Source organism: Phenylobacterium sp. (assembly GCF_020253645.1).
GTDB lineage: Bacteria > Pseudomonadota > Alphaproteobacteria > Caulobacterales > Caulobacteraceae > Phenylobacterium.
Genome location: NZ_JADCBG010000179.1, coordinates 1 through 19527, shown reverse-complemented (window position 1 = coordinate 19527; position 19527 = coordinate 1). Strand labels below are relative to the sequence as shown.

Genomic DNA, 19527 nt, shown 5'->3' with positions numbered 1-19527 from the left:
GACCACATGGACGTTTCTTCGATACCGATCCTCGCCATGCTGCGCAGCCGGATGACCTATCTGTCCGAGCGGCAGAGGGTGGTCGCCGAGAATGTGGCCAACACGAGTACGCCGGGTTACCGGCCAAGAGACCTCGCGCCCTTTCGGTTCAAGGCGTCTTCAGCCCAGCCAGGATCAGCCAGCCGCACCTCGAGCGAGGTTCCGACCGCCCTTGAGGTGACGCATCCGGCCCACCAAAGGCCGGAGGGGCCTGAGGCTTCGGCCGCCGCCCGCGGCTTCCGCGCGGAACGCCGACCTGATGCGGTGACGACCCTCGACGGCAATCAGGTTTCGCTGGAAGACCAGATGCTTCGCATGGCCGACTCGCGCATGAACTACGAGGCGGCGATCAGCTTCTATCAGAAGTCGGTCACCATGATCCGCACCGCCGCCCGTTCCCCGGCAAGATAGGGCTTGAATGATGGCCGATGTCCGTCCTCCCGCAAATGCCGCTCAGGCCATCGCCGCCACCGCCCTGCGGGCCGAGCAGGCGAGGATGCGGATCATCGCCGAGAACATCGCCAACGCGAACTCGACCTCGAAGACCCCGGGCGGCGACCCGTACCGGCGTCAGGTCCCTGTCTTTGAGCCGGTGCGGACCGATGCCGGGCAGGGCGTGAAGATGGTCCGGGTTGCGCCGGACCAGAGCGACTTCAAGTCCGAGTATGATCCGGGGCATCCCTCCGCTGACGCCGAAGGATTTGTGAAGCTGCCGAACGTCAACACCCTGATCGAGTCGCTCGACATGAAGGCGGCCCAGCGCGCTTACGAGGCCAATCTGACCGTCATCGAGACCGCACGGGCAATGGACATGCGCACCCTGGATCTTTTGCGGAAATAGACGGGAGGCATTGAATGATCACCCCCCTCAGCGTCGCCAAGGCCTATGCCGCCGCACAGCGGGGCGTCAGCGGACTGGCTTCGGAAGGCGCCGCAGGCGCCGCGGGAGCGGATTTCGGGGCCATGGTCCGCGGGGTCGTGGACAACGCCATCGGCGCCTCCAAGACCGCAGAGCAACAGATCGTGGCGCATGCGCAGGGCAAGGCCCAGCTGATTGACGTCGCGACCGCTGTCTCCGCCGCCGAAACCAGCCTGGAAACCGTTCTGGCCGTGCGGGATCAGGTGATCAGCGCCTATCAGGAAATCATGCGGATGCCGATCTGACCCGGCCGGTCGGACGCTGCAAGGAGTTATGCCATGAACGGCGCTGAAGTCATTGATATCAGCCGTGACGCCCTTTGGCTGACCATCCAGCTTTCAGCGCCCATGCTGATCGTGGCGCTTGTGGTCGGGGTCGTCATCGGCCTGTTGCAGGCCCTTACCCAGATCCAGGAAGCGACCCTGGTCTTTGCGCCGAAGATTGTGGCGGTCTTTGTTTCCGTGCTCGTCTTTCTTCCGCTCATGGGCGCCCTGATGTCACGGTTCATGAACGATATTGTCGCGCGCATCGTCGCGATGTAGCCGGCGTGGAGCCTTACGCTTCCGTGCAGCAGGTCTATGCCGGCGCCATGGTCTTCGCCAGGCTGGCGGCTCTTGTGATGACCATGCCGGCGATCGGGGACCAGGCGGTGCCTGTCCGGATCCGGCTTTCCTTCGCCCTTGTCCTGACCTTGACCCTCACTCCAGTGGTCATGCCGGTTCTTCCGGTTCCACCGGTTGAGCTTGCCGACATGGCGATTCAGGTGATCCGGGAGATCTTCATCGGTCTGATGATGGGCGCCGTCATGAGGATGTTCATGGCCTCGCTGGCCGTGGCGGGCGAAGTCATCTCGATACAGTCCACCCTCTCGTTCGCCCAGACATCGGCGCCCGGAATCATCGACTCCTCGACCACCCTGGGCACCTTCATCGGCCTCATGGGGCTGATCCTGATCTTCTCGACCAACCTGCATCACCTGTTCCTTGGTGCGATGGTGAACTCCTATTCGATCTTTCCGTTCGGAGCCTCCGCCTCAGTTTCGGATTCCGGCCAACTCGCTATCCGGACCCTCGCGGAGGCTTTCCGGCTGGGCGTTCAACTGAGTGCGCCGGTTCTTGTCCTGTCCATTGTCTTCAATGTCGCGGTCGGCCTGGCCGGGCGGATCATGCCTCAGTTCCAGGTCTTCTTTGTCGCATCGCCCCTGATGATCCTGCTGTCCCTGGCGATCCTGGCGATGAGCCTCGGACTTCTCGGCATGGTCTGGGTCAACGGCTATGGCGGCCTCCTGAGAAGTTTTGCAGGGGTCGGCAGTGGCTGAGGGTGAAGACTCTGCGTCGAAGACAGAAGAACCGACAGGCCGAAAGATTGATCAGGCCCGGGAGAAGGGCGATGTTCCAAAGACCGCCGATCTTCCTCAGGTTGCGGTCTACGCCGCCATTGCGGGGGTCCTGGCCTTCCTGGGCGGGCTGCTGAGTCAGCAGCTCGCCCTCGCCCTGACCCCATTCATACAGAGTCCCCACGAGATTGACCTGTCAGCAGCGGGAGCCACAGGGCTGGGGTGGGAGGTTGCCGGGGCATCGGCCCCCATCCTGCTGGCCGTCACGGGCGCCGCGATTGTCGCCGGGATTCTTGGACATGTCCTTCAGACGGGCCTGATGTGGTCGCCATCATTGCTTGAGCCCAAGCTCTCGAAGGTCAGCCTGATCCAGGGATTCAAGAGGCTCTTCGGCCTTGACGCGCTCATCCAGTTTGTGAAGTCCCTGATCAAGCTGATTATCATATCGGTCATATGTTTTCTGGTTCTGAGGCCCCACTGGGACCATTTGCAGAAACTTCCAAACGTCGAAGTCGTAGCTCTTCTGCCAATTAGTTTTGAGATCATCAAGAATCTCTCAGTTCTTATAGTCGGATTTTCAATCGCAGTCGCTGCATTGGACTGGTTGATACAGCGCCAGAGATTTTACCAGAGACAGATGATGACCCGTGAGGAGGTGCGCGAGGAGTTCAAGCAGACTGAGGGTGACCCTTACATCAAGGCTCGCCAGCGCGGTCTCCTCATGCAGACGGCGCGGCAGCGCATGATGACGGCGGTGCCGATGGCCACCGTAGTGATCATGAACCCGACCCACTACGCCGTGGCGCTCTCCTATGAAGAGGGTGCGGCCGAGGCTCCGACCTGCGTCGCCAAGGGCCTTGATGCGATCGCCCTCAAGATACGGGAGGTCGCCGAAGAGGCCGGCGTTCCGGTGGTCGAGGATCCCCCTCTGGCGCGGGCGCTCTATGCAGCGGTTGATATCGACGAGCAGATTCCCATCGCCCAGTATGAGGCCGTCGCGAAGGTCATCGGCTTCGTTCTGTCTGGCCGGCGAAGCTTCTTTGCGGGAAGATAGCCGACACTTTCCGTGTCGAGTCCGACCATGAAAGACTGACCACATGACGCTGGTGATCGACGGGTCAGGATATGACGCGGCCCACCGGGCAAGCGCTTTTCAATCGTTCTGAAACCCTTGGAGCGTCTGTTCAGAATGGTAGCCGAGACGATTCGATGCGGCTCAGGTGAGAGGTGTGCATGACGATGCGTGGGCGCAGGGGTTCCAGCGTTGACGGGGTGGACCTGCTGGTCCTTCTGCTCTTTGCTGCGCTGGTCGTTCTCGCAGCCCTGAGACTGTTCACCACGGGGGTTGAGGCGTCCGCTGCCTTGCTCCTGGGGGCGGGTGTGGCGGGGTTCATGGTCCTGGGTGTTCTGATCCTCCGACGCGCAAACCCAATTCCCAAGGACGCTGACCAGGCGACGAACATCCTCGCCGCCCTCGATGAGCCGGCGGCGATCCTCTCGATGGATGGTCGGATTCAATCCACGAATTCACCCTGGAGGCAATTGCTTGGAGACTCGGACCGGTTGCCGAGGGCGCAGGGGTCTGCGCCGAGTCTCTTCGAGGGGCTCAACAGGGCTCGCCGAGAAGGAAGGGTCAGGGCCGCGCTGATGCTTGACGGACAAGACACTCCGCTTCGTATCAGCCTTCTGGCCAACCAGAGCTTTCTGATCCGCCTTGGAGCGGGTGAGGCGCCATCCGCAAGCATTGATGGTGAAGTTTCTGCCGATAGTGCCGGGAGACAGCCACTCCCCACGCCAGATGCTCTTGACGCCTTTGCCGCCACAGCTCCGTTCGGGGCCGCCCTTCTTGGTGAAGGCGAACCTTTCGTCGCCCCGATACTTGAGTTCAATCCCACCCTGGCGGCGATCGCAGGGACAAGCCGGTCGGCGGTTGTCTTTGGCGATCTCTTCGATACCGCGTCCCTGACCGATGCTCGTCAGCGGCTCGCATCGGGCCGGTCCCATCTGGAGGCGGTGGAGATGCGACTCGCCTCTGATCCCGCGCGGATCGTCCATCTGTACCTCTCACCCTCGGGAGAGAGGTGGGTGGCTTTCATCGTTGATGTCTCGGAACAGAAGCAGATTGAACTTCAACTCGCCCAGAGCCAGAAAATGCAGGCGATCGGTCAGCTGGCTGGCGGCGTCGCCCATGACTTCAACAACCTGTTGATGGCCATCTTCATGCAACTGGATGAACTCTCGCAGAGGCATCCTGTCGGCGATCCGTCCTATGAGGGGCTCAATCAAATTCGGCAGACATCCACGCGGGCGGCTGAACTTGTCCGCAAACTCCTGGCCTTTTCGCGAAAGCAAACCGTTCAACGTGAGAATCTCGACCTTGGCGAGCTGATCTCCGAGTTCGAGGTGCTTCTGCGCCGGGTCCTGCCCGAGGATATCGCGCTGGTTACGGAGTACGGACGGAATCTGCCGATCGTCCGGGCTGATCGGGGACAGCTCGAGACCGCCGTGATGAATCTTGTGGTCAACGCCCGGGACGCGATCCGGAGTCACGGTGGTTCGACCGTGAGAATCCGCGCCGCGAGAGTGACCGCGTCGGAGGCCCAGGCGTTCGGTTATCCCGATCCCCACGGCGAGCAGGCCCTCATTGAGGTTGCGGACGATGGCTCGGGGATACCCGTCGAGCTTCTGAACAAGATTTTCGATCCCTTCTTCACCACCAAGCCGGTAGGCGAGGGCACAGGGCTGGGTCTTGCGACCGTCTATGGCATCGTCAAGCAGTCCGACGGATGGATCGCGGTGGAGTCCCGCGTGGGCGAAGGCGCAGCCTTTCGTATCTTCCTTCCGGTTCACGCCGCCCCTCCGACGGCGGCTGCACCCGCTCGGCCGTCGCGACCCGCCGCACGTGACCTTTCCGGAGCAGGCCGGATTCTCTTTGTCGAGGATGAGGACGCAGTCAGGAACGTCGCTGCGAAGCTCCTCAGGGCCCGCGGCTACGAAGTCATCGAGGCCGCCAGCGGCGAGGAGGCCCTTGACCTTGCAATCGCCCACGCCGGCGAGATCGACTTGATGATCTCGGACGTCGTGATGCCGGGCATGCAGGGGCCGGAGCTACTCAAGGCGGCGAGGGAACATCTGGCCGGTGCGCCGGTGATGTTCATTTCCGGGTATGCGGAGGCTGAGTTCTCGAACCTGCTTGAAGGAGATGCCAACGTCTCGTTCCTCGCCAAGCCCATCGACATCAAGACCCTTGCCGAGCGCGTCAAGCAGGAACTTCAGAGATCGGCGTGATCCCGCCTCACCTCGGCTTCGCCGGCGGACACCGGGGTAACGTGTCCCCTGATCGCTCTCTCACCCACGACCGCGGAGGCCGGAATGCAGGTTGCACTCTCGGCTGAGGACGAGGCCTTCAGAGACGAAGGTCCGGACCTTACTTGCGGAAGGCCTGACGCCAGACCTGAGGCGCGCCGGTCGCCGGGCGACAAGCGTCTTCATGGACGAGACCTACAGTCTGGCCTGGCAGTAAACTCGCTACAGGAAGAGGTGGGGCGCTCCGTCCTGGCCCGTCCAGTACGGGGGACCGGATGGTCCTAAATCCAGCTCTACATTTTCGCTGCGGAAACCGCCCGCGCGGGTGCTCCCAGTCTGGCGCCGATGGGTTTGAAGATGGTCGGGCCGGTCATCATGGGATACGGCTCAGACTCCCAGAAAGACGAATACCTTCCCCGAATTCTTTCAGGTGAGGATTACTGGCGCTGGGGCTACTCCGAGCCTCAGGCCGGTTCCGAGCTCGCCGCACTCAAGCTGAGCGCCGAGCGGGAGGGGGATGTCTACGTTCTCAATGGCTCCAAGATCTGGACGACCCACGCCCACTGGGCCAACCGCATGTTCTGTCTCGTGAGGACGCGAAGCGAAGGAAAGCCGCAGGCCGGCATCACCTTCCTTCTCATGGACATGCAGACCCCCGGAATCTCCGTGCGCCCGATCATCACGGTTGCCGGGGAGCATGAGGTCAACCAGGTCTTCTTCGACAATGTCCGGGTTCTCGTCTCGGGCCGTGTGGGCGAGGAGAACCAGGGGTGGACCGTTGCGAAGTATCTGCTGGAGTTCGAACGAGGAGGGGGCTCCGCCGCGGGGCTTGCTGTTGCGGTGGAACGCCTCAAGGGATTGGCCCGTGAGGAGAGAAACGGAAGGGGAGGCTCCCTTCTGGAAGACCCCGGTTTCCGGTCTCGGCTCGCAGCAGCGGCGGTCAGGTTGGAGGCCGTCGAAATGTCGGAACGTCGGGTGCTGGCTGAGCTTACCTCTGGCCGGAACCGAGGCCCGGCCTCCTCCATGCTGAAGATACAAGCCACCGAGACCCTGCAGCTGATCGATGAACTGGTTGTCGAGGGGATCGCCGCCTATGCCGCCGTCGACCAGCCTGCCTCCCGCTCGCCGGAGGCCGGCCAGGACTTCATCGGCCCCGAGCACGGACGGGTTGGAATGGCGCGCTATCTGAACAATCGCGCGGGCACCATTTACGGCGGGTCCAACAAAATCCAGCGCGACATTATCGCCCGGCTCGTTCTGGGGCTATGAGCCTCAACGAAGCCCGGCCATGGCGAGAAGCGTCAGCAGGCCGACGGACATCCCGCGCACCATCTCCTCGGGCTCAACATCAATCCACTCATCGGGAGCATGCGCCCTGCCGCCCCGTCCGCCCGCCCCGATGGTGACTGCGGGAATCCCGAGACTCATGGGAAGATTTGCGTCCGTCGAGGAGGACTCTTCTGCGGGATCAAAGCCGAGGATGGACAGCGCGGATCGGGTTGTCCGGACAAGCCGGCTATCTGAGGGCGTGCGTCCTGCCGGCCTGTCCCCAATCACCCTCAACTCCGCAGTGACCGCCCCGTAGGCTGTCGATCGCGATGCATTCTCCGCGACCACCGCTTCCTTGACCAATGCCTGGAATGTCCTGTCCAGGTCGGCGAGGGCCCTGGGATCTTCAGACCTCATATCGACTTCCAGGAAGACGGAGTTGGGGATGGCGTTCACTGATGTTCCGCCTCCCGTCACGCTTGCGGAGTAGGTTGTCCGGGGTGAGGCCGGCGGCGAGACTGCGTAGAGCCGCGTTACGGCGCCAGCCATGGCGGTCATCGGGTTCACGATCCCGAAGGCCCCGAAGCTGTGCCCTCCGGGGCCATTGAAATCCACTCTGTAGCGCCTCGAGCCTACCCCGCCCGTGACCACGCCGTTGGGATCGGATCCGTCGACTGAGATGAAGGCCTCAATTCGGCCCGCATAGGGGCCGTCCTTGAACAGGCGGCGGACTCCGCGGAGATCACCCGCGCCTTCCTCCCCGACTGTGCCGACGAACAGGATGTCAGACTCGGCGTCCAGTCCCGCTGCATCAAGCGCCCGGATCCAGGCCAGAAGCGTCGCAAGAGACCTTGCGTTATCCCCTATTCCGGGCGCCGCCAGCCTCCATCCCTCTCGACGTACGGTGACGTCCGTCCCCGCTGGAAAAACCGTGTCCAGGTGAGCCGCTACTGCGACGAACGGGCCCTTCCCATTGGTCCGCCGTCCCGGCCGGACGCCCGTCACGTTTCCTTCTGCATCGACTCTGACGTCCTTCAGTCCATGCGCCTCGAAGTCGGCTCTGAAGGCTTCCGCCCGCCGGGTCTCCCCGAAGGGAGGCGCGGGTATCTCGGTCAACCGGATAATGTCCGCGACGGTCCTTGCGTGCCCCGCGGCAAGCGACTTCCGGGCCTCGGCAAAGCGAGGGTCATCCAGGATCTTGCGAACCTCAGCCTCCGGAGAGGCCACGGCCGGCTGGGGCGGCTGGAGGGCGAGGAAGAGGATCAGGGCGAGGACTGTACGCATGACGGGACTCCGGAAGCGACTGAACCTCCGTGTATCCGCTCTGGCGTCCTTTCCGAAGCGGCTATCAGGGTAAAGAGCTTGGAAACCTTGATAACAAACCAAGCCTTTAGAGACCCTGAGCAGTTTGGCGCAGACGGGCCGCAGTGGGGCTCGGTGGAGAGTCGCGATGAACCGGTCCGCCCGGATAAACCTTTCCAGCGCAAACGTTCTCGTCGTCGATGACAACCTTCACGCGGTCGAGCTCTTGTGTGGTGTGCTGGACGGCTTCGGTATGCGCAGGTTCAAGCGCGCCACTTCCATAGATGAAGCAAAGGAGGCTTGCGAGGACTCTGTCTTCGACCTCATTCTCACGGATGCGCAGTCGCCCGGTGTGGATGGCTATGAGTTAATCCAATGGGTCCGAAGGTCGCAGGACGAACAGGTTCGGCTGACTCCCGCCATCATTATCACGGCCCATACGCGCAGAAGCCAGGTGGCAAAGGCCCGGGACTGCGGGGCGAACTATATCATTGCGAAACCGATCACACCGAAGATCATCCTCGAGCGGATCATCTGGGTCGCCCAGTCGACCCGGATGTTTCTGGAAACAGAGTCCTACATCGGTCCGGATCGCCGGGTTCGTAAGCTCGGTCCGCCCACCGAAACAGGTGCGGGCCGTCGTAAGGAAGACGCGGACGCTGCAGCAGCAGCTGAAGCTGATGCGGAAGATGCAGATCAGGAGGCGACGGCTTGACCAAGGTGCGGAAATTCAGGGTCAAGACCCGACTGTCTGCGATGATCAAGGAGCCCGGTGGCATTCACGTCAGTGAGGCGCTCAGGCGTGGAGAGGCGGTTATCGCTAGCCGGGCGGACGACTATCTCAATGAGATCGACGTCTGCATCGCCAGCATCGAGGCCAACTTTGCGGATCCCAAGGGCGATCCGGAGGAGATGTATCGGCTCGCCACCAACATCGTCACCCTGTGTGCGGTTCTTCCTGACCCTGCGCTGTCCGAGGTGGGGCGCTCGCTTTGCGAGCTCATTGATCAATCCGGAGAGACCGGCCGCCGCAATCCGCAGGCGATCCAGGTCCATATCGCCTCGATGAAGCTGCTGCACAGGACCGGGCTCGATCTCAAGGCCAGCCAGGAAATCCTGGACAGCCTGAGGAAGATGGTCGCCAAGCTTGACAGATAGGTGAGAGGGTCAGGCCTCCATCCCCAGGGCCCTCAAGGCTCGCGTGCGAGAGGCCTTGTAGTCGACCTTTCCATTGGGCGCCCGGCCGATGCTTTCGACCACGACCAGCTCCCGCGGCGCCTTGTAGGCGGCGAGGCGGTCCCTCACGTGGGCCGAGAGATCGGCGAGATCCAACTCAGTCGCGCCATCAGGCTCCACAACGGCGCAGATCCGCTCACCGAACCGGGGATCCGGCACCCCGACCACCACGGCGTCACGGACATGAGGGTGGGTCTTGAGCGCTTCCTCGACCTCCTCCGGAAACACCTTTTCGCCGCCGGTGTTTATGCACTGCGAGCCACGCCCCAGGAGCTTCAGCGAGCCATCTGCGTTCACTTCGGCCCAGTCGCCGGGTACGGACCACCGAACGCCTTCAAAGGTCAGGAAGGTTCGGGCGCTCTTCTCGGGATCCTTGTAGTAGCCGACGGGTAGAAAGCCGCTGACGGCGACGAGGCCTCGCTCCCCTGAGCCTGGCGCCACCCTCCTTCCGTCCTCCGTGAAGACTGCGCAGGTTGGTCCGAGGACAAACGCCGCCGTCGCCGCCTCTGCGCCGGGAGTTGACGACGAAGCGCCCAGGCCAACAGCCTCAGAGGATCCGAAGGAATCGAAGATGGTGGCGTTCACGCAATATCTGACAAGCCCGCGCTTGTTCTCCTGGCTCCACATCGAGCCGGAGGAACTGATGGACAGAATACTGGACAGGTCCCAGCGCCCCGGTTCGGCCTCCAGCGCCTCGAGCATGGGCGTGGAAAACGCGAGGCCGACAATTACGATGCCGTCGACCCGTAATCGCTCCGCCTCGTTCCAGAGCTCGATCGCGCTGAAACCCCGAGAGAGAAGGGTGGCGACGGCGCCACCCTGGTTCAGGGTGATGAAGGCGGAGAACTGCCCGGTCCCGTGCATAAGCGGGCAACAGACCAGGGTGAGCGGCGGGCGCGGGCCTTCTGGGTCGAGGCGGTCCGACGCTTCCTCGACGCTTGTGATCGGGGGTACGCCGCGGGCCGCCTGACCGCCTGCGCCCAGGACATTGAAAAGGTCGTCCTGCCGCCACATGACGCCTTTGGGCATTCCGGTGGTCCCGCCCGTGTAGAGCAGGAGGAGATTGTCGCCAGAGCGGCCCCAGGGAGCCTGCACCGGCCGCAACGCCTGAGCGCTTGCAACCAGGGTCTCGTAATCCGAAGCCCAGGGCGGCGCAGGGAAGCCCGGCTCGGCGACGGCGATCCAGAGCTTGACCTTGGTCAGTCGCGGGCGGATGGCCTCTAGTGTCGGTGCGAAACCCGCGTGAAAGACCACGACCTCGGCATCGGCGTTATCGAAGAGGTAGACCAATTCCTCGCCGCCATAGCGGTAGTTCGTGTTCATGGGGGCGATGCCGGCCTTGAAGGCCGCGAAATAGACCTCGAGATACTCGGGACCGTTGAAGAGATAGGCGGCGACCTTGGCCTCCGCGGTCACGCCTCCGGACAGGATCGCGGCGGCGAGTGCATCAGCGCGGCGGTCGAATTCCTCCCAACTGACAACACGGTCTCCCTGGATCAGAGCGGGACGATCCGGCGTCTTCCTCGCGATGGCCTCCCAGACGTCCGCGACCTTCCAGTCGGTCATGTGATCCTCCCAGCGTTCTTGCGCGCATTCAGCGGCGGGTACGCGGGGGAAGTCAACTTGGGACCCCGAGGTTCAGAGGGGGATGACCCGCTCCGGGTGACCTGACCACATCCACGCCATGGACGGACGTGAGACGCCCAGCATGACGCCGCCGAGGGTCGGAGGGTGGATCCAGATCTGGTCCGGAGACTGGTAAGCCGTGCGACCTTCGGGCCGGTCCACGGTAACCCCGCCCTCTTGGATTTGTCTCTCGATACCGAGCAGGTCTGGGGCCTCCCCAAAGCCCATGTAGAGACAGGCGCCTTCGCGGGCGTGATAGCGGCCCATGGTCTTCTCCGGGGCGATGGGGGTGATAACCTCAAACCGGTGAAGCTGGTCGGCCCGAAAGAGTGTCAGGACGCCCGTATAGCCGAACGTCTCGGATGTGATCGTCGTGAAGACCGACTCATCCAGCCCGAAGGCATCGCGGATCTTCCCAACCGCCCCCGCCTGATCGGCGGCTAGGACGGTGGCTTCATAGAGAAAGTCCAACCGGCCGACCCGGTCTCGCTCGACTTCCGGCGAAATCACGAAGCGAATGGGCGCGCCTTCGATGGTCAGGGTCACCAGCCGACGTTCGCCAAGGCCGCTCACCTCCGCACCTGATGTCCGGGCGGTCCTGGCGACGGCTAGCGGATCTGGTGAAGCGGCGCCGGCGGCCCAGACATGCGCCCGGCCTCGCTGCGAGAGAGCCTCGGCAATGGGGCCGGCGCCATCCGGCTCCAGGAACTCCACCTCGGATCTCCCGGCCCTGAAGATCCTTCGGACGGCGGCCAGATCACGGCAGACCTCCCGGAGCACTTCCTCGGCGCCAAGAACCCGCCGCCAGGCCTCTCCGGCGGCGGCGGCGTCCGGCGTCGCGACCAGCAGCCTGTCCACTTCGGTCAGCATGCTCAGGCTCCCGGATAGAGAATATTCAGCGGAACGCTCCGCCCCGCGGTTTCGACGATCCGTACGTGGCTGCGATTCAACTCTCGGGCATGTCGCTGGCCGCATGAGTGGGCGATCATGTCGATGTCCCGATTGAGGGCCCGGACATAGTTGGCGACCCGCGTCGCCTTGTCCTCGACCACCAGACCCCTCTGCAGCCGCCGGTTGTGGGTCGCTACACCGGTCGGGCAGGTGTTGGTATGGCAACGCATCGCTTGAATGCATCCCAGCGCGAACATGAAACCCCGCGCCGAATGAACAAAGTCGGCTCCGGTGCACAGGGCCCAGGCTGCCCGGGCCGGGGTCACCAGCTTTCCTGAAGCAATGACCCGGATACGCTCCTTCAGGCTGGCTCCACGCAGGATGTCCACCGCCATCGGCAGGGCCTCAGCAATGGGCAGGCTCATGTGGTCCATCAGTGTCTGCGGCGCGGCCCCTGTACCGCCCTCTCCGCCATCGATCGTCAGGAAGTCAGGAGCGTCCTGCGCACCACGTCGAACAAGAGCCTCGCAGAGATCGGTCAGGAAGCTGTCATCGCCCAGCGCGGTTTTCACTCCGACCGGCTTGCCCGTCAGATCCCTGAGTCCGCAGACGCGGTCGAGTAGCTGGTCGACGTTGGCGATGTCTGGATGTCGGTTCGGGCTGATCGAGTCCCTTCCCTCCGGAATACCGCGGATACGGGCGATCTCGGCGGTGACCTTGGCTGCGGGCAGAACGCCGCCCTTCCCGGGCTTGGCTCCCTGGCTCAGCTTGATCTCGAACGCGCTCACGGAACGCGCGAGCTCCCGGGCTCTCTCGGCCGAGAAGGATCCATCGGGGTTTCGGACGCCGTACTTGGCGGTTCCGATCTGCATGATCAGATCGCATCCTCCCTCCAGATGGTAGGGAGACAGGCCGCCCTCGCCGGTATCCATCCAGCAGCCCGCCTGGCCGGCTCCCCGGGAAAGCGCCTGGATGGCGGGGCGTGAGATCGCCCCGAAACTCATCCCGGAGATATTGACAACGGAGCGGGCGAGGAAGGGGTCGGCGCAGGCGCCCTCGCCGATCATGAGGGGGGGCGTGGGCAGCCGATCCTCCTCAAGGACGGGAAAGGGATGGTTTACGAAAAGGAGGGTCCCAGGCTCACGCCGGTCATTCGTTGAACCGAACCCGATGGCCCCGCCCTCGTTCTTCGCCTCCCGGTAGACCCAGGCGCGTGTCGCCCGGTTGAAGGGCAATTCCTCCCGGTCTCCCGCAAAAAAGTACTGCCGAAAGTACTCTCCCAGTTGTTCGAACCAGTACCTCAGGTGCCCGATGATCGGAAAGTTGCGAAGGACCGAGTGCCGTCTCTGAGCCAGATCGTAGATCAAAAGTCCGATCAGAAAGAGGGCGGCCAGCAGGCCTATCAGGACGCCGACACTTTGGGTCAGGACACCGGCGACCCACGACATGGCGACCATCGTCTCACTGTTCCACCAAAGTGATATTCCGCTCGAAGTCCTTCAGGATATCCAGAACCTCGTCGATCGGAGCCGCCAGCGACCGCGGGTCCGGAAAGCGATAACGCCAGAAACTGGTGATGTGCGAGATGACTCCGATACGCTCCCCCAGCATGAGGAACATCTTCGGCGCCTTAAGGAGGAAGCTCCGGAAGGCGAGGGGCTTGCCGTTCTTGGTGAGGTCCGCGAACGCCCTGTCGTAGACGTCCAGCGCTTCAGTGACTTCGCGCCGCTTTGTGTCCACCGTTTCGGCGAGGCGCCGTCGTGCTCTCTCGATGTAGGCCATAAGGTCCGCATCCTTATGGCCTGTGACGCGCACCTGCGGCATTTCCCGCAGAACGTCGATGAGCTTCGGCCACAGGTCGTTGAGAACCCATTTATAGTACAGAAATCCCTTCCAGCTAAAAACACCCTCCCTGTAATCTTCACCCTCCAGGCGAAGAGCTATCCTTAAGGGCTCTAGATGTTCATTGATTTCAGTTGATAGCAAAACCTGAACAAGTTTACTGGAGTATGTCGACCCCTCGCCCGCTGTAGCATATGTCAGACGGATCAGGTTATTGATCTCCATGGCGACAAAATCCTGCATTCTCGCAAGATCAGCTTCAGAGATAGCAAAATAACACGGCGCTATACTAATGCCGCGCCGACTCAAGTGCTCCCGCAGAAGGAATGGATCCATCGAGGGAATCTCGTCGATGGCGCTCATGACTCGGATATCGCGTTCGATATTCGGCGCATCTCCGCCTGTTTCGCGGACGATGTCCCTCCAGCCCCGTTGCCCGACGAAGAACGACCTGCCGCCCATCCGAAGGTCGGCGCGCTCGAAAGGCAGAATGATCTTCGTGGAGTTCTGCCGTTCATCGTCAAATACGAATCTCTCGTCCGCCCGAATCCTGTGCTTCAGGACGATGCATTCGTTGAGGATGGGCGTCGTAAAGAAGGGTCTTGCGTGATACTCGGGGTTGCTCTTGTGGTTGTTCGCAATGGCAACCAGATTCAGCACGCGACTCGTGGAAGCCGTGCGCTGAAGAGCGCCGAGATTGCGCACCGATCTGTCTGGGGACGTCTGACGCATGGCCTTAACCTTCCCGGAACCCTAAGCTCGCCCACCTTTGGGTGAAGAGATCCGGGTGGCCCAGACATCCGAGCAAACGACTGACCGGGTGACGGGGGGGACGAGGCATGGATCAGTCCTCTCCTCCAAGGGTGTATTCGAAATCGCGCACGATCTCAAACAGTTCCTCCTGCTGGACGAGCTCTGCGACCCCATCCGGGAATCTGAACCGCCAATAGGTTGTGACGTGGGAGAGGGCCCCGAGCTTCTCCCCGATACTGACGAACATGTCCGGCGTGTGTTGGAGGAAGTTTGCGAAAGCCATGGGTTTGCCATTGCGGGTCAGGTCACTGAAGGCCGCTTCGTAGCCTCGGATCGCGCCATTGACCTGCTCCATGACCGACTTCACGCGGTTGACCAACCGCCTCCGCGACTGATCCAGCAAGTCGCTCAATCCTCGATCGCGGAACCCGTAGGCCCGTGTCGTAAGGATTTCCCGCAGGAAAGGAACCAATTGCGGGCGCAACTCGCTCAGGACCCACTGGTAGTAGAGAAATCCCTTCCAGGCGAAGACTCCCTCCTCGAAGTCCTGGGGGTCCAAGCGAAGCGCCAGCCGTATCGGATGTATGGAGTCGCCGGGCGTGGGAGCAAGGAGCGAGCGGATCATGCGGTTCGACCAGCTGGAATCGTCGAACCTGTTCCGACGGGTGACGTCCAGAAGAATCTCCACCTGCCTTCCGACAAAACTCTGCATCCGTGCGATGTCGGCTTCGGAAATTGTGAAGTAACAGCGAGCGATGTTCAGGCCGCGACGCTTCAGCTGTTCACGCACCAGGAAGGGATCCAGCGACGGAAGTTCATCCAGTGCGAGGAGCACCAGGATGTCGCGATCCGGGTTCCTGTAGGCGCCGTAGATGTCCTCCACCGCGTCGCGCCAGCCCTTCTGACCCAACAAAAATGACCGGCCCCCGATGCGCAAGTCGGTACGCTCGAACGGAAGAATCACTTTTGTGCCTGTGCTCCGTTCGTTGGCCAGGACGCCCACCTCATCCGACCGGAGCCTGTGCTTGACGATCAGACTCTCGTTCAGCCTCTCGAAAGAGAAGAACGGATGCTCGCGATAGCCGGGTTCGTTCCTTGAGGTGTTTGCAATCGAGAGGAGATTCAACACACGGCTCGTCGACGCCGTTTTTTCGACCCGGCCCAGATCGCGCATCGATCTGTCGACGTTGGCTTTTCTGCGCATTCCGGCCCCAGTTCTGCTGGCCCCCGGATACCCCATCGACCCAAACGGCGGGTTGTGGGCGCAACCGAGTTCCTATCAGACAAGCACCTTACTGGTCCGAAGGATCGCGTCCAATTCTTCCGTGCCGCAACCCGGCGAAGCTCGTAGCAGGGGAAAATCTGGAGGCCTGACCGAGAATCGAACTCGGGTACACGGATTTGCAGTCCGCTGCGTCACCACTCCGCCATCAGGCCGCCCCGGATCGGGCCGGTGGAGGGTTCGCTAACAGAACCCGACCATCGCGGCAACGCCCCAGACACCTCGCATTGCCTTGGATGCTGCCTAGGCCGTATAACCCGGCCGAAGCGCCTTTCCCCGGCGTGTCGCTGAAATCACCCGAGCCGCCCGGAGTCGTCATGGACGTCACCCCTGAAGCCCGTCTGAACATGGTGGAGAGTCAGGTGCGGACCGCGGATGTCACCGACCTTCGCGTGCAAGACGCCATGCGGCGGATTGCGCGTGAGTCGTTTCTTCCGGGGGAACGGGCGCATCTCGCTTATGCCGACCTCGAGCCTGAATATGCGCCGGGGCGGAGCCTGCTGCGTCCCAGAGATGTGGCCAAGCTGGTCCAGCTGGCGGCTCCGGAGGCTGGAGAAACCGCACTGGCCATCGCAGCTCCCTACGCCGCAGCCCTTCTTGAGGCCTGCGGAGTCTCGGTGGTGCGCCATGACGGCGAACCGCTGGATAGCCTGCCGGGCGGTCGCTTCGACATTGTTCTGGCGGAGGGCGCGGTCGGCCGGGCGCCGGAAGCCTGGCTGGACGCTCTCGCCACGGGCGGCCGGGCTGTGGTCATCGAGAGGAGTGGCCCTGCAGGCCGCGCCGTTGTGTACCTGAAGACCACCGACGGCATCGGCCGCCGGACAGGATTTGACTCTGCGCCGCCTTTTCTGCCCGGCCTCGAGCCCCGTTCCGGGTTTGTCTTCTGATCGCCAGATCCGGACAACCAGCAGCGTCTTGCGGTTTTCAGGTGGAAGTGAAAAAACCTTAAGATGAGCTCTACTGGCTTCCGGGACAAACGCCAGTCATATAGGGCGACGGCGTTCGCGTCAGGTAACTGGGGATTTTTGATGATCGTGCCTCGTCGCAGCCGCTGGCTCGCTGCGGTGTCCCTGGCGGTGCTTTCGCTGTCTTCGACAGCAGCAACCGGGGAGACCTTGGCCGAAGCCATCGCCCTGGCCTACGCCTCCAACCCCACTCTCCAGGCTCAGCGCGCCCAGCTACGGGCGATCGATGAAAACTGGTATCAGGCCCGCGCCGGATACAGGCCGACCCTGTCGGCCAGTGGTCGCGCGAACTGGTCTGAGACGACGGCGCCGGGAACGAGCCCGCTGGCGGATGTCGAAGGCAACAGCGGCTCAGCTGTTCTCTCGCTCTCCCAGCCGATTTACACAGGAGGCCGTGTCGCCTCAGCGGTTTCGGCTGCTGAGGCCGACAGCCTTTCCGGGCGCGAGGCCCTTCGCCGCGTTGAGGCCCAGATCCTCGCTCAGGTCATTCAGGCCTATGTCGATGTCCGGCGTGACATGGAGTCTCTTCGGATCCGGCAGACAAACGTGGCTGTACTCCAGCGTCAGCTGGATGAATCGCGCGCCCGGTTCGAGGTTGGCGAGATCACCCGTACCGACGTCGCGCAGTCGGAGGCGCGTCTGGCCGCTGCTGTCGCGCTCCTGAATTCGGCCCAGGCGACCCTTGCGACTTCCCGGGCCGGCTATGAAGCCGTTGTGGGGCAGGCCCCGGGCGATCTCGCGCCGGAGCCGCCCATTTCGTCCCTCTTGCCCGGGACCATAGAGCAGGCTTGGGATCTGGCCGAAAGCGGAAGCCCCATTGTCAGGGGCGCGGAGTACGCCGAGCAGGCGAGCCGGGCTCGTGTGTCGGGCGCCCGCGCCGAGCAGATGCCGACGATCGCGCTCCAGGGCCAGTTGGGTTACAGCGGTCTCGTGAGCCCCCTCCATACCGACGCCTATTCCCGGGCACTTTCGGGTGGGGCTGTTGTCACGATCCCGATTTTCTCGGGTGGTCAAACCTTGTCTCGGGTACGTGCAGCAAGCGAGCGGAATACGGTTGATCGGCTCGGGGTCGAGAGCGCCCGCCGCGCCGTGAGACAGAGCATCACTCAATCCTGGAGCGCGCTGCAGGCGTCGCGCAGCAATATCGAGGCGACGGACAAACAGGTTCGGGCCGCCCGGATCGCCGCCGAGGGCGTCCTTCAGGAGCAGAGGGTCGGGCTCAGAACCACCATCGACGTGCTGAACGCCGAGCAGGAACTCCGGGCTGCCGAACTCGCGCAGATCAGCGCCCGGCGAGACGAGTATGTCGCTGCAACCGGAGTTCTCAGCCAGATCGGTCGCCTTCAGGTCGGCTATCTGGTTCCTGAAGTCCCGAGATATGACCCCGAGGCGAATTTCCGGAGCCTGAGGGTGACCTGGGGTTGGACCCCATGGGAGGTCCCCATTTCAGGCGTAGACGGGGTCTTCACACCGAAACCCGCCGTGATTCCGGATCGCCCGGTTCCGGTGGCGCCGACACCGACCGAAGATTCGCCCACAGCTTCGTCTTCTCAATAGAAACTTCCCGGGTAGGTGCGTCGCCCTCGTGGATGAATCCCTGCGGGAATCTGTTATTCTCAAGTGCGCTCCCCGGCATTTCCGCTGGGAATTGCCTCTTAAGACTTGTGCGCATAGCCTCGACCGCGAGGTTGGCCTTTTCCCGAATCGCGGTGGCGGATGTCCGACGAGATCAAACAAGAACCGACAATGGAGGAAATCCTCGCCTCCATTCGCCGAATAATCTCGGAAGATGACGTTGAACAGCCGGAGGAGTTCGAGCAAGAGGATGGTTTCCCGCCCCAGCCTCGTCCGGAACCTGAACTGGTCGAGGAAGAGCCTCCTCCACCAAGCCCCGAGCCGGAGCCCGAGCTGGAGCCCGAGCCCGAGCCCGAGCCGGAGCCCGCACCGGCTCCGAGTCCGGAACCAGAGGCTCCCGAGGAGGATGTCCTCGAACTGACGGATCGTATCGAACCCGTCGGTGATATCGAACCCGCCCTGTTGTCTGATCCGGCGGCAGCGGTCGCTGCGGCGGCCTTCGGGCATCTGTCGGCGTCGCTTCTCATGCCGCAGGACTTCCGGACGCTAGAGGATGTCGTCCGCGAGTTGCTTCGACCTCTCCTGAAGCAATGGCTGGACGAGAACCTTCCCGCCATCGTGGAGGCTCAGGTTCAGTCTGAGATTGAGCGGATATCCCGGAGCGGCAGGGTCCGTTAGGGACTAGGGACAGGCGTCATCCGTAAAGCTCCACGATCCCGGCTTCCTTTGCGGGGCTCGCGCCACCCTCGGTGCCCCAGGTCCTGAACCGGTGATTGGCGGGTTGTGGTCATGCCCCTCGCTCCACGAGACAGGGTCGGAGTGTTGGGGTGGGGGCGGTTCGACCGGGATGCTCCCATCCCGTTCCCGGGCATCCATGATCCTGACCGGCCCGCAGTACCTGCAATGTCAACTCCGCGACCAGGCCGCCTGCACTTGACGTCTCCGGCCCTTCCGTTACGGGTCCGCCTCGGAAACCGCCATGCTTGACAAGACATTCGATCCCAAGACCGCCGAGCCTCGGCTCTATGCCCGCTGGGAGGCCTCCGGGGCCTTCTCGCCGACCGACGATCCGTCGGCCGAGCCCTTCTCCGTGGTCATCCCGCCGCCCAACGTCACGGGCTCGCTGCACATCGGCCATGCCCTGAACAACACCCGCCAGGACGTGCTGATCCGGTTCGAGCGCATG

General features: G+C 62.9%; 20 protein-coding genes and 1 tRNA gene. 14 read left to right on the top strand and 7 right to left on the bottom strand.

Annotated features, from left to right (window positions below):
- The first annotated feature begins 6 nt into the window (after positions 1-6).
- The 8 genes from flgB (at position 7) to INE98_RS11750 (ending at position 6869) form a co-directional block, all read left to right on the top strand.
- Positions 7-450 carry a flagellar basal body rod protein FlgB gene (gene flgB, locus INE98_RS11785; RefSeq protein ID WP_293539124.1) on the top strand — a complete coding sequence of 148 codons (444 nt, stop codon included), beginning with the start codon at positions 7-9 and terminating at the stop codon, positions 448-450.
- Positions 451-460: 10 nt separating this feature from the next.
- Complete coding sequence (gene flgC / locus INE98_RS11780; protein WP_293539144.1) at positions 461-880, top strand: flagellar basal body rod protein FlgC; 420 nt, start codon at positions 461-463, stop codon at positions 878-880.
- Positions 881-894: 14 nt separating this feature from the next.
- Positions 895-1203 carry a flagellar hook-basal body complex protein FliE gene (locus INE98_RS11775; RefSeq protein WP_293539123.1) on the top strand — a complete coding sequence of 103 codons (309 nt, stop codon included), beginning with the start codon at positions 895-897 and terminating at the stop codon, positions 1201-1203.
- 33 nt (positions 1204-1236) lie between these two features.
- Complete coding sequence (fliQ, locus tag INE98_RS11770) at positions 1237-1500, top strand: flagellar biosynthesis protein FliQ (protein ID WP_293539122.1); 264 nt, start codon at positions 1237-1239, stop codon at positions 1498-1500.
- 5 nt (positions 1501-1505) lie between these two features.
- Positions 1506-2276, top strand: coding sequence for a flagellar biosynthetic protein FliR (fliR, locus tag INE98_RS11765; protein WP_293539121.1), 771 nt, complete (start codon positions 1506-1508; stop codon positions 2274-2276).
- The gene (gene flhB, locus INE98_RS11760) at positions 2269-3348 is read left to right on the top strand and encodes a flagellar biosynthesis protein FlhB (RefSeq protein ID WP_293539120.1); all 1080 of its coding nucleotides are present in this window, start codon (positions 2269-2271) and stop codon (positions 3346-3348) included. Before fliR ends, flhB begins: the two co-directional genes overlap by 8 nt.
- A gap of 179 nt (positions 3349-3527) precedes the next feature.
- Positions 3528-5582 (top strand): ATP-binding protein, encoded by a 2055-nt coding sequence (locus INE98_RS11755; RefSeq protein WP_293539119.1) that lies wholly within the window; start codon positions 3528-3530, stop codon positions 5580-5582.
- Positions 5583-5885: 303 nt separating this feature from the next.
- The gene (locus INE98_RS11750; RefSeq protein ID WP_367120194.1) at positions 5886-6869 is read left to right on the top strand and encodes an acyl-CoA dehydrogenase family protein; all 984 of its coding nucleotides are present in this window, start codon (positions 5886-5888) and stop codon (positions 6867-6869) included.
- Between the two features lie 3 nt (positions 6870-6872).
- Here INE98_RS11750 and INE98_RS11745 read toward each other — a convergent pair whose 3' ends face one another.
- Entirely contained in the window at positions 6873-8153 is a 1281-nt protein-coding gene (locus INE98_RS11745) for a M20/M25/M40 family metallo-hydrolase (RefSeq protein ID WP_293539118.1), read from the bottom strand.
- Positions 8154-8319: 166 nt separating this feature from the next.
- Between INE98_RS11745 and INE98_RS11740 the strand changes: the two genes are divergently transcribed.
- Together INE98_RS11740 and INE98_RS11735 are read left to right on the top strand one after the other, a co-directional pair.
- Positions 8320-8886, top strand: coding sequence for a response regulator (locus INE98_RS11740; protein WP_293539117.1), 567 nt, complete (start codon positions 8320-8322; stop codon positions 8884-8886).
- Positions 8883-9329, top strand: a complete 447-nt coding sequence (locus INE98_RS11735) for a hypothetical protein (RefSeq protein ID WP_293539116.1) — start codon at positions 8883-8885, stop codon at positions 9327-9329. Before INE98_RS11740 ends, INE98_RS11735 begins: the two co-directional genes overlap by 4 nt.
- 9 nt (positions 9330-9338) lie before the next feature.
- Here INE98_RS11735 and INE98_RS11730 read toward each other — a convergent pair whose 3' ends face one another.
- The 6 genes from INE98_RS11730 to INE98_RS11705 all read right to left on the bottom strand — a co-directional run bounded on the left by INE98_RS11730 (position 9339) and on the right by INE98_RS11705 (position 15956).
- On the bottom strand, positions 9339-10973 hold the full coding sequence (locus INE98_RS11730; protein ID WP_293539115.1) for an AMP-binding protein: 1635 nt from the start codon (positions 10971-10973) through the stop codon (positions 9339-9341).
- Between the two features lie 72 nt (positions 10974-11045).
- Entirely contained in the window at positions 11046-11903 is an 858-nt protein-coding gene (locus tag INE98_RS11725; RefSeq protein ID WP_293539114.1) for a hypothetical protein, read from the bottom strand.
- A gap of 2 nt (positions 11904-11905) precedes the next feature.
- A complete protein-coding gene (locus INE98_RS11720) occupies positions 11906-13381 on the bottom strand; it encodes an FMN-binding glutamate synthase family protein (RefSeq protein WP_293539113.1) in 1476 nt (491 codons plus the stop codon).
- 4 nt (positions 13382-13385) lie between these two features.
- Positions 13386-14498: a hypothetical protein gene (locus tag INE98_RS11715; RefSeq protein ID WP_293539112.1), complete on the bottom strand. Its 1113-nt coding sequence runs from the start codon at positions 14496-14498 to the stop codon at positions 13386-13388.
- 112 nt (positions 14499-14610) lie between these two features.
- The gene (locus INE98_RS11710) at positions 14611-15723 is read right to left on the bottom strand and encodes a hypothetical protein (protein ID WP_293539111.1); all 1113 of its coding nucleotides are present in this window, start codon (positions 15721-15723) and stop codon (positions 14611-14613) included.
- Positions 15724-15882: 159 nt separating this feature from the next.
- Positions 15883-15956, bottom strand: a tRNA-Cys gene (locus INE98_RS11705).
- Between the two features lie 162 nt (positions 15957-16118).
- Here INE98_RS11705 and INE98_RS11700 point away from each other — a divergent pair.
- The 4 genes from INE98_RS11700 to INE98_RS11685 form a co-directional block, all read left to right on the top strand.
- A complete protein-coding gene (locus INE98_RS11700) occupies positions 16119-16688 on the top strand; it encodes a protein-L-isoaspartate O-methyltransferase (RefSeq protein ID WP_293539110.1) in 570 nt (189 codons plus the stop codon).
- 141 nt (positions 16689-16829) lie between these two features.
- A complete protein-coding gene (locus tag INE98_RS11695; RefSeq protein WP_293539109.1) occupies positions 16830-18323 on the top strand; it encodes a TolC family outer membrane protein in 1494 nt (497 codons plus the stop codon).
- Between the two features lie 159 nt (positions 18324-18482).
- Positions 18483-19019, top strand: a complete 537-nt coding sequence (locus INE98_RS11690; RefSeq protein ID WP_293539108.1) for a DUF2497 domain-containing protein — start codon at positions 18483-18485, stop codon at positions 19017-19019.
- Positions 19020-19320: 301 nt separating this feature from the next.
- On the top strand, positions 19321-19527 hold a 207-nt coding region (locus INE98_RS11685; protein WP_293539107.1), incomplete at its 3' end, for a class I tRNA ligase family protein.

What these genes read in the sequence shown, in the direction of transcription:
- flgB (WP_293539124.1), top strand. Translation starts at nt 7, where the DNA reads ATGGACGTTTCTTCGATACCGATCCTCGCCATGCTGCGCAGCCGGATG.
- flgC (WP_293539144.1), top strand. Translation starts at nt 461, where the DNA reads ATGGCCGATGTCCGTCCTCCCGCAAATGCCGCTCAGGCCATCGCCGCC.
- INE98_RS11775 (WP_293539123.1), top strand. Translation starts at nt 895, where the DNA reads ATGATCACCCCCCTCAGCGTCGCCAAGGCCTATGCCGCCGCACAGCGG.
- fliQ (WP_293539122.1), top strand. Translation starts at nt 1,237, where the DNA reads ATGAACGGCGCTGAAGTCATTGATATCAGCCGTGACGCCCTTTGGCTG.
- INE98_RS11755 (WP_293539119.1), top strand. Translation starts at nt 3,528, where the DNA reads ATGACGATGCGTGGGCGCAGGGGTTCCAGCGTTGACGGGGTGGACCTG.
- INE98_RS11745 (WP_293539118.1), bottom strand. Translation starts at nt 8,153, where the DNA reads ATGCGTACAGTCCTCGCCCTGATCCTCTTCCTCGCCCTCCAGCCGCCC.
- INE98_RS11740 (WP_293539117.1), top strand. Translation starts at nt 8,320, where the DNA reads ATGAACCGGTCCGCCCGGATAAACCTTTCCAGCGCAAACGTTCTCGTC.
- INE98_RS11730 (WP_293539115.1), bottom strand. Translation starts at nt 10,973, where the DNA reads ATGACCGACTGGAAGGTCGCGGACGTCTGGGAGGCCATCGCGAGGAAG.
- INE98_RS11725 (WP_293539114.1), bottom strand. Translation starts at nt 11,903, where the DNA reads ATGCTGACCGAAGTGGACAGGCTGCTGGTCGCGACGCCGGACGCCGCC.
- INE98_RS11720 (WP_293539113.1), bottom strand. Translation starts at nt 13,381, where the DNA reads ATGGTCGCCATGTCGTGGGTCGCCGGTGTCCTGACCCAAAGTGTCGGC.
- INE98_RS11715 (WP_293539112.1), bottom strand. Translation starts at nt 14,498, where the DNA reads ATGCGTCAGACGTCCCCAGACAGATCGGTGCGCAATCTCGGCGCTCTT.
- INE98_RS11710 (WP_293539111.1), bottom strand. Translation starts at nt 15,723, where the DNA reads ATGCGCAGAAAAGCCAACGTCGACAGATCGATGCGCGATCTGGGCCGG.
- INE98_RS11700 (WP_293539110.1), top strand. Translation starts at nt 16,119, where the DNA reads ATGGACGTCACCCCTGAAGCCCGTCTGAACATGGTGGAGAGTCAGGTG.
- INE98_RS11695 (WP_293539109.1), top strand. Translation starts at nt 16,830, where the DNA reads ATGATCGTGCCTCGTCGCAGCCGCTGGCTCGCTGCGGTGTCCCTGGCG.
- INE98_RS11690 (WP_293539108.1), top strand. Translation starts at nt 18,483, where the DNA reads ATGTCCGACGAGATCAAACAAGAACCGACAATGGAGGAAATCCTCGCC.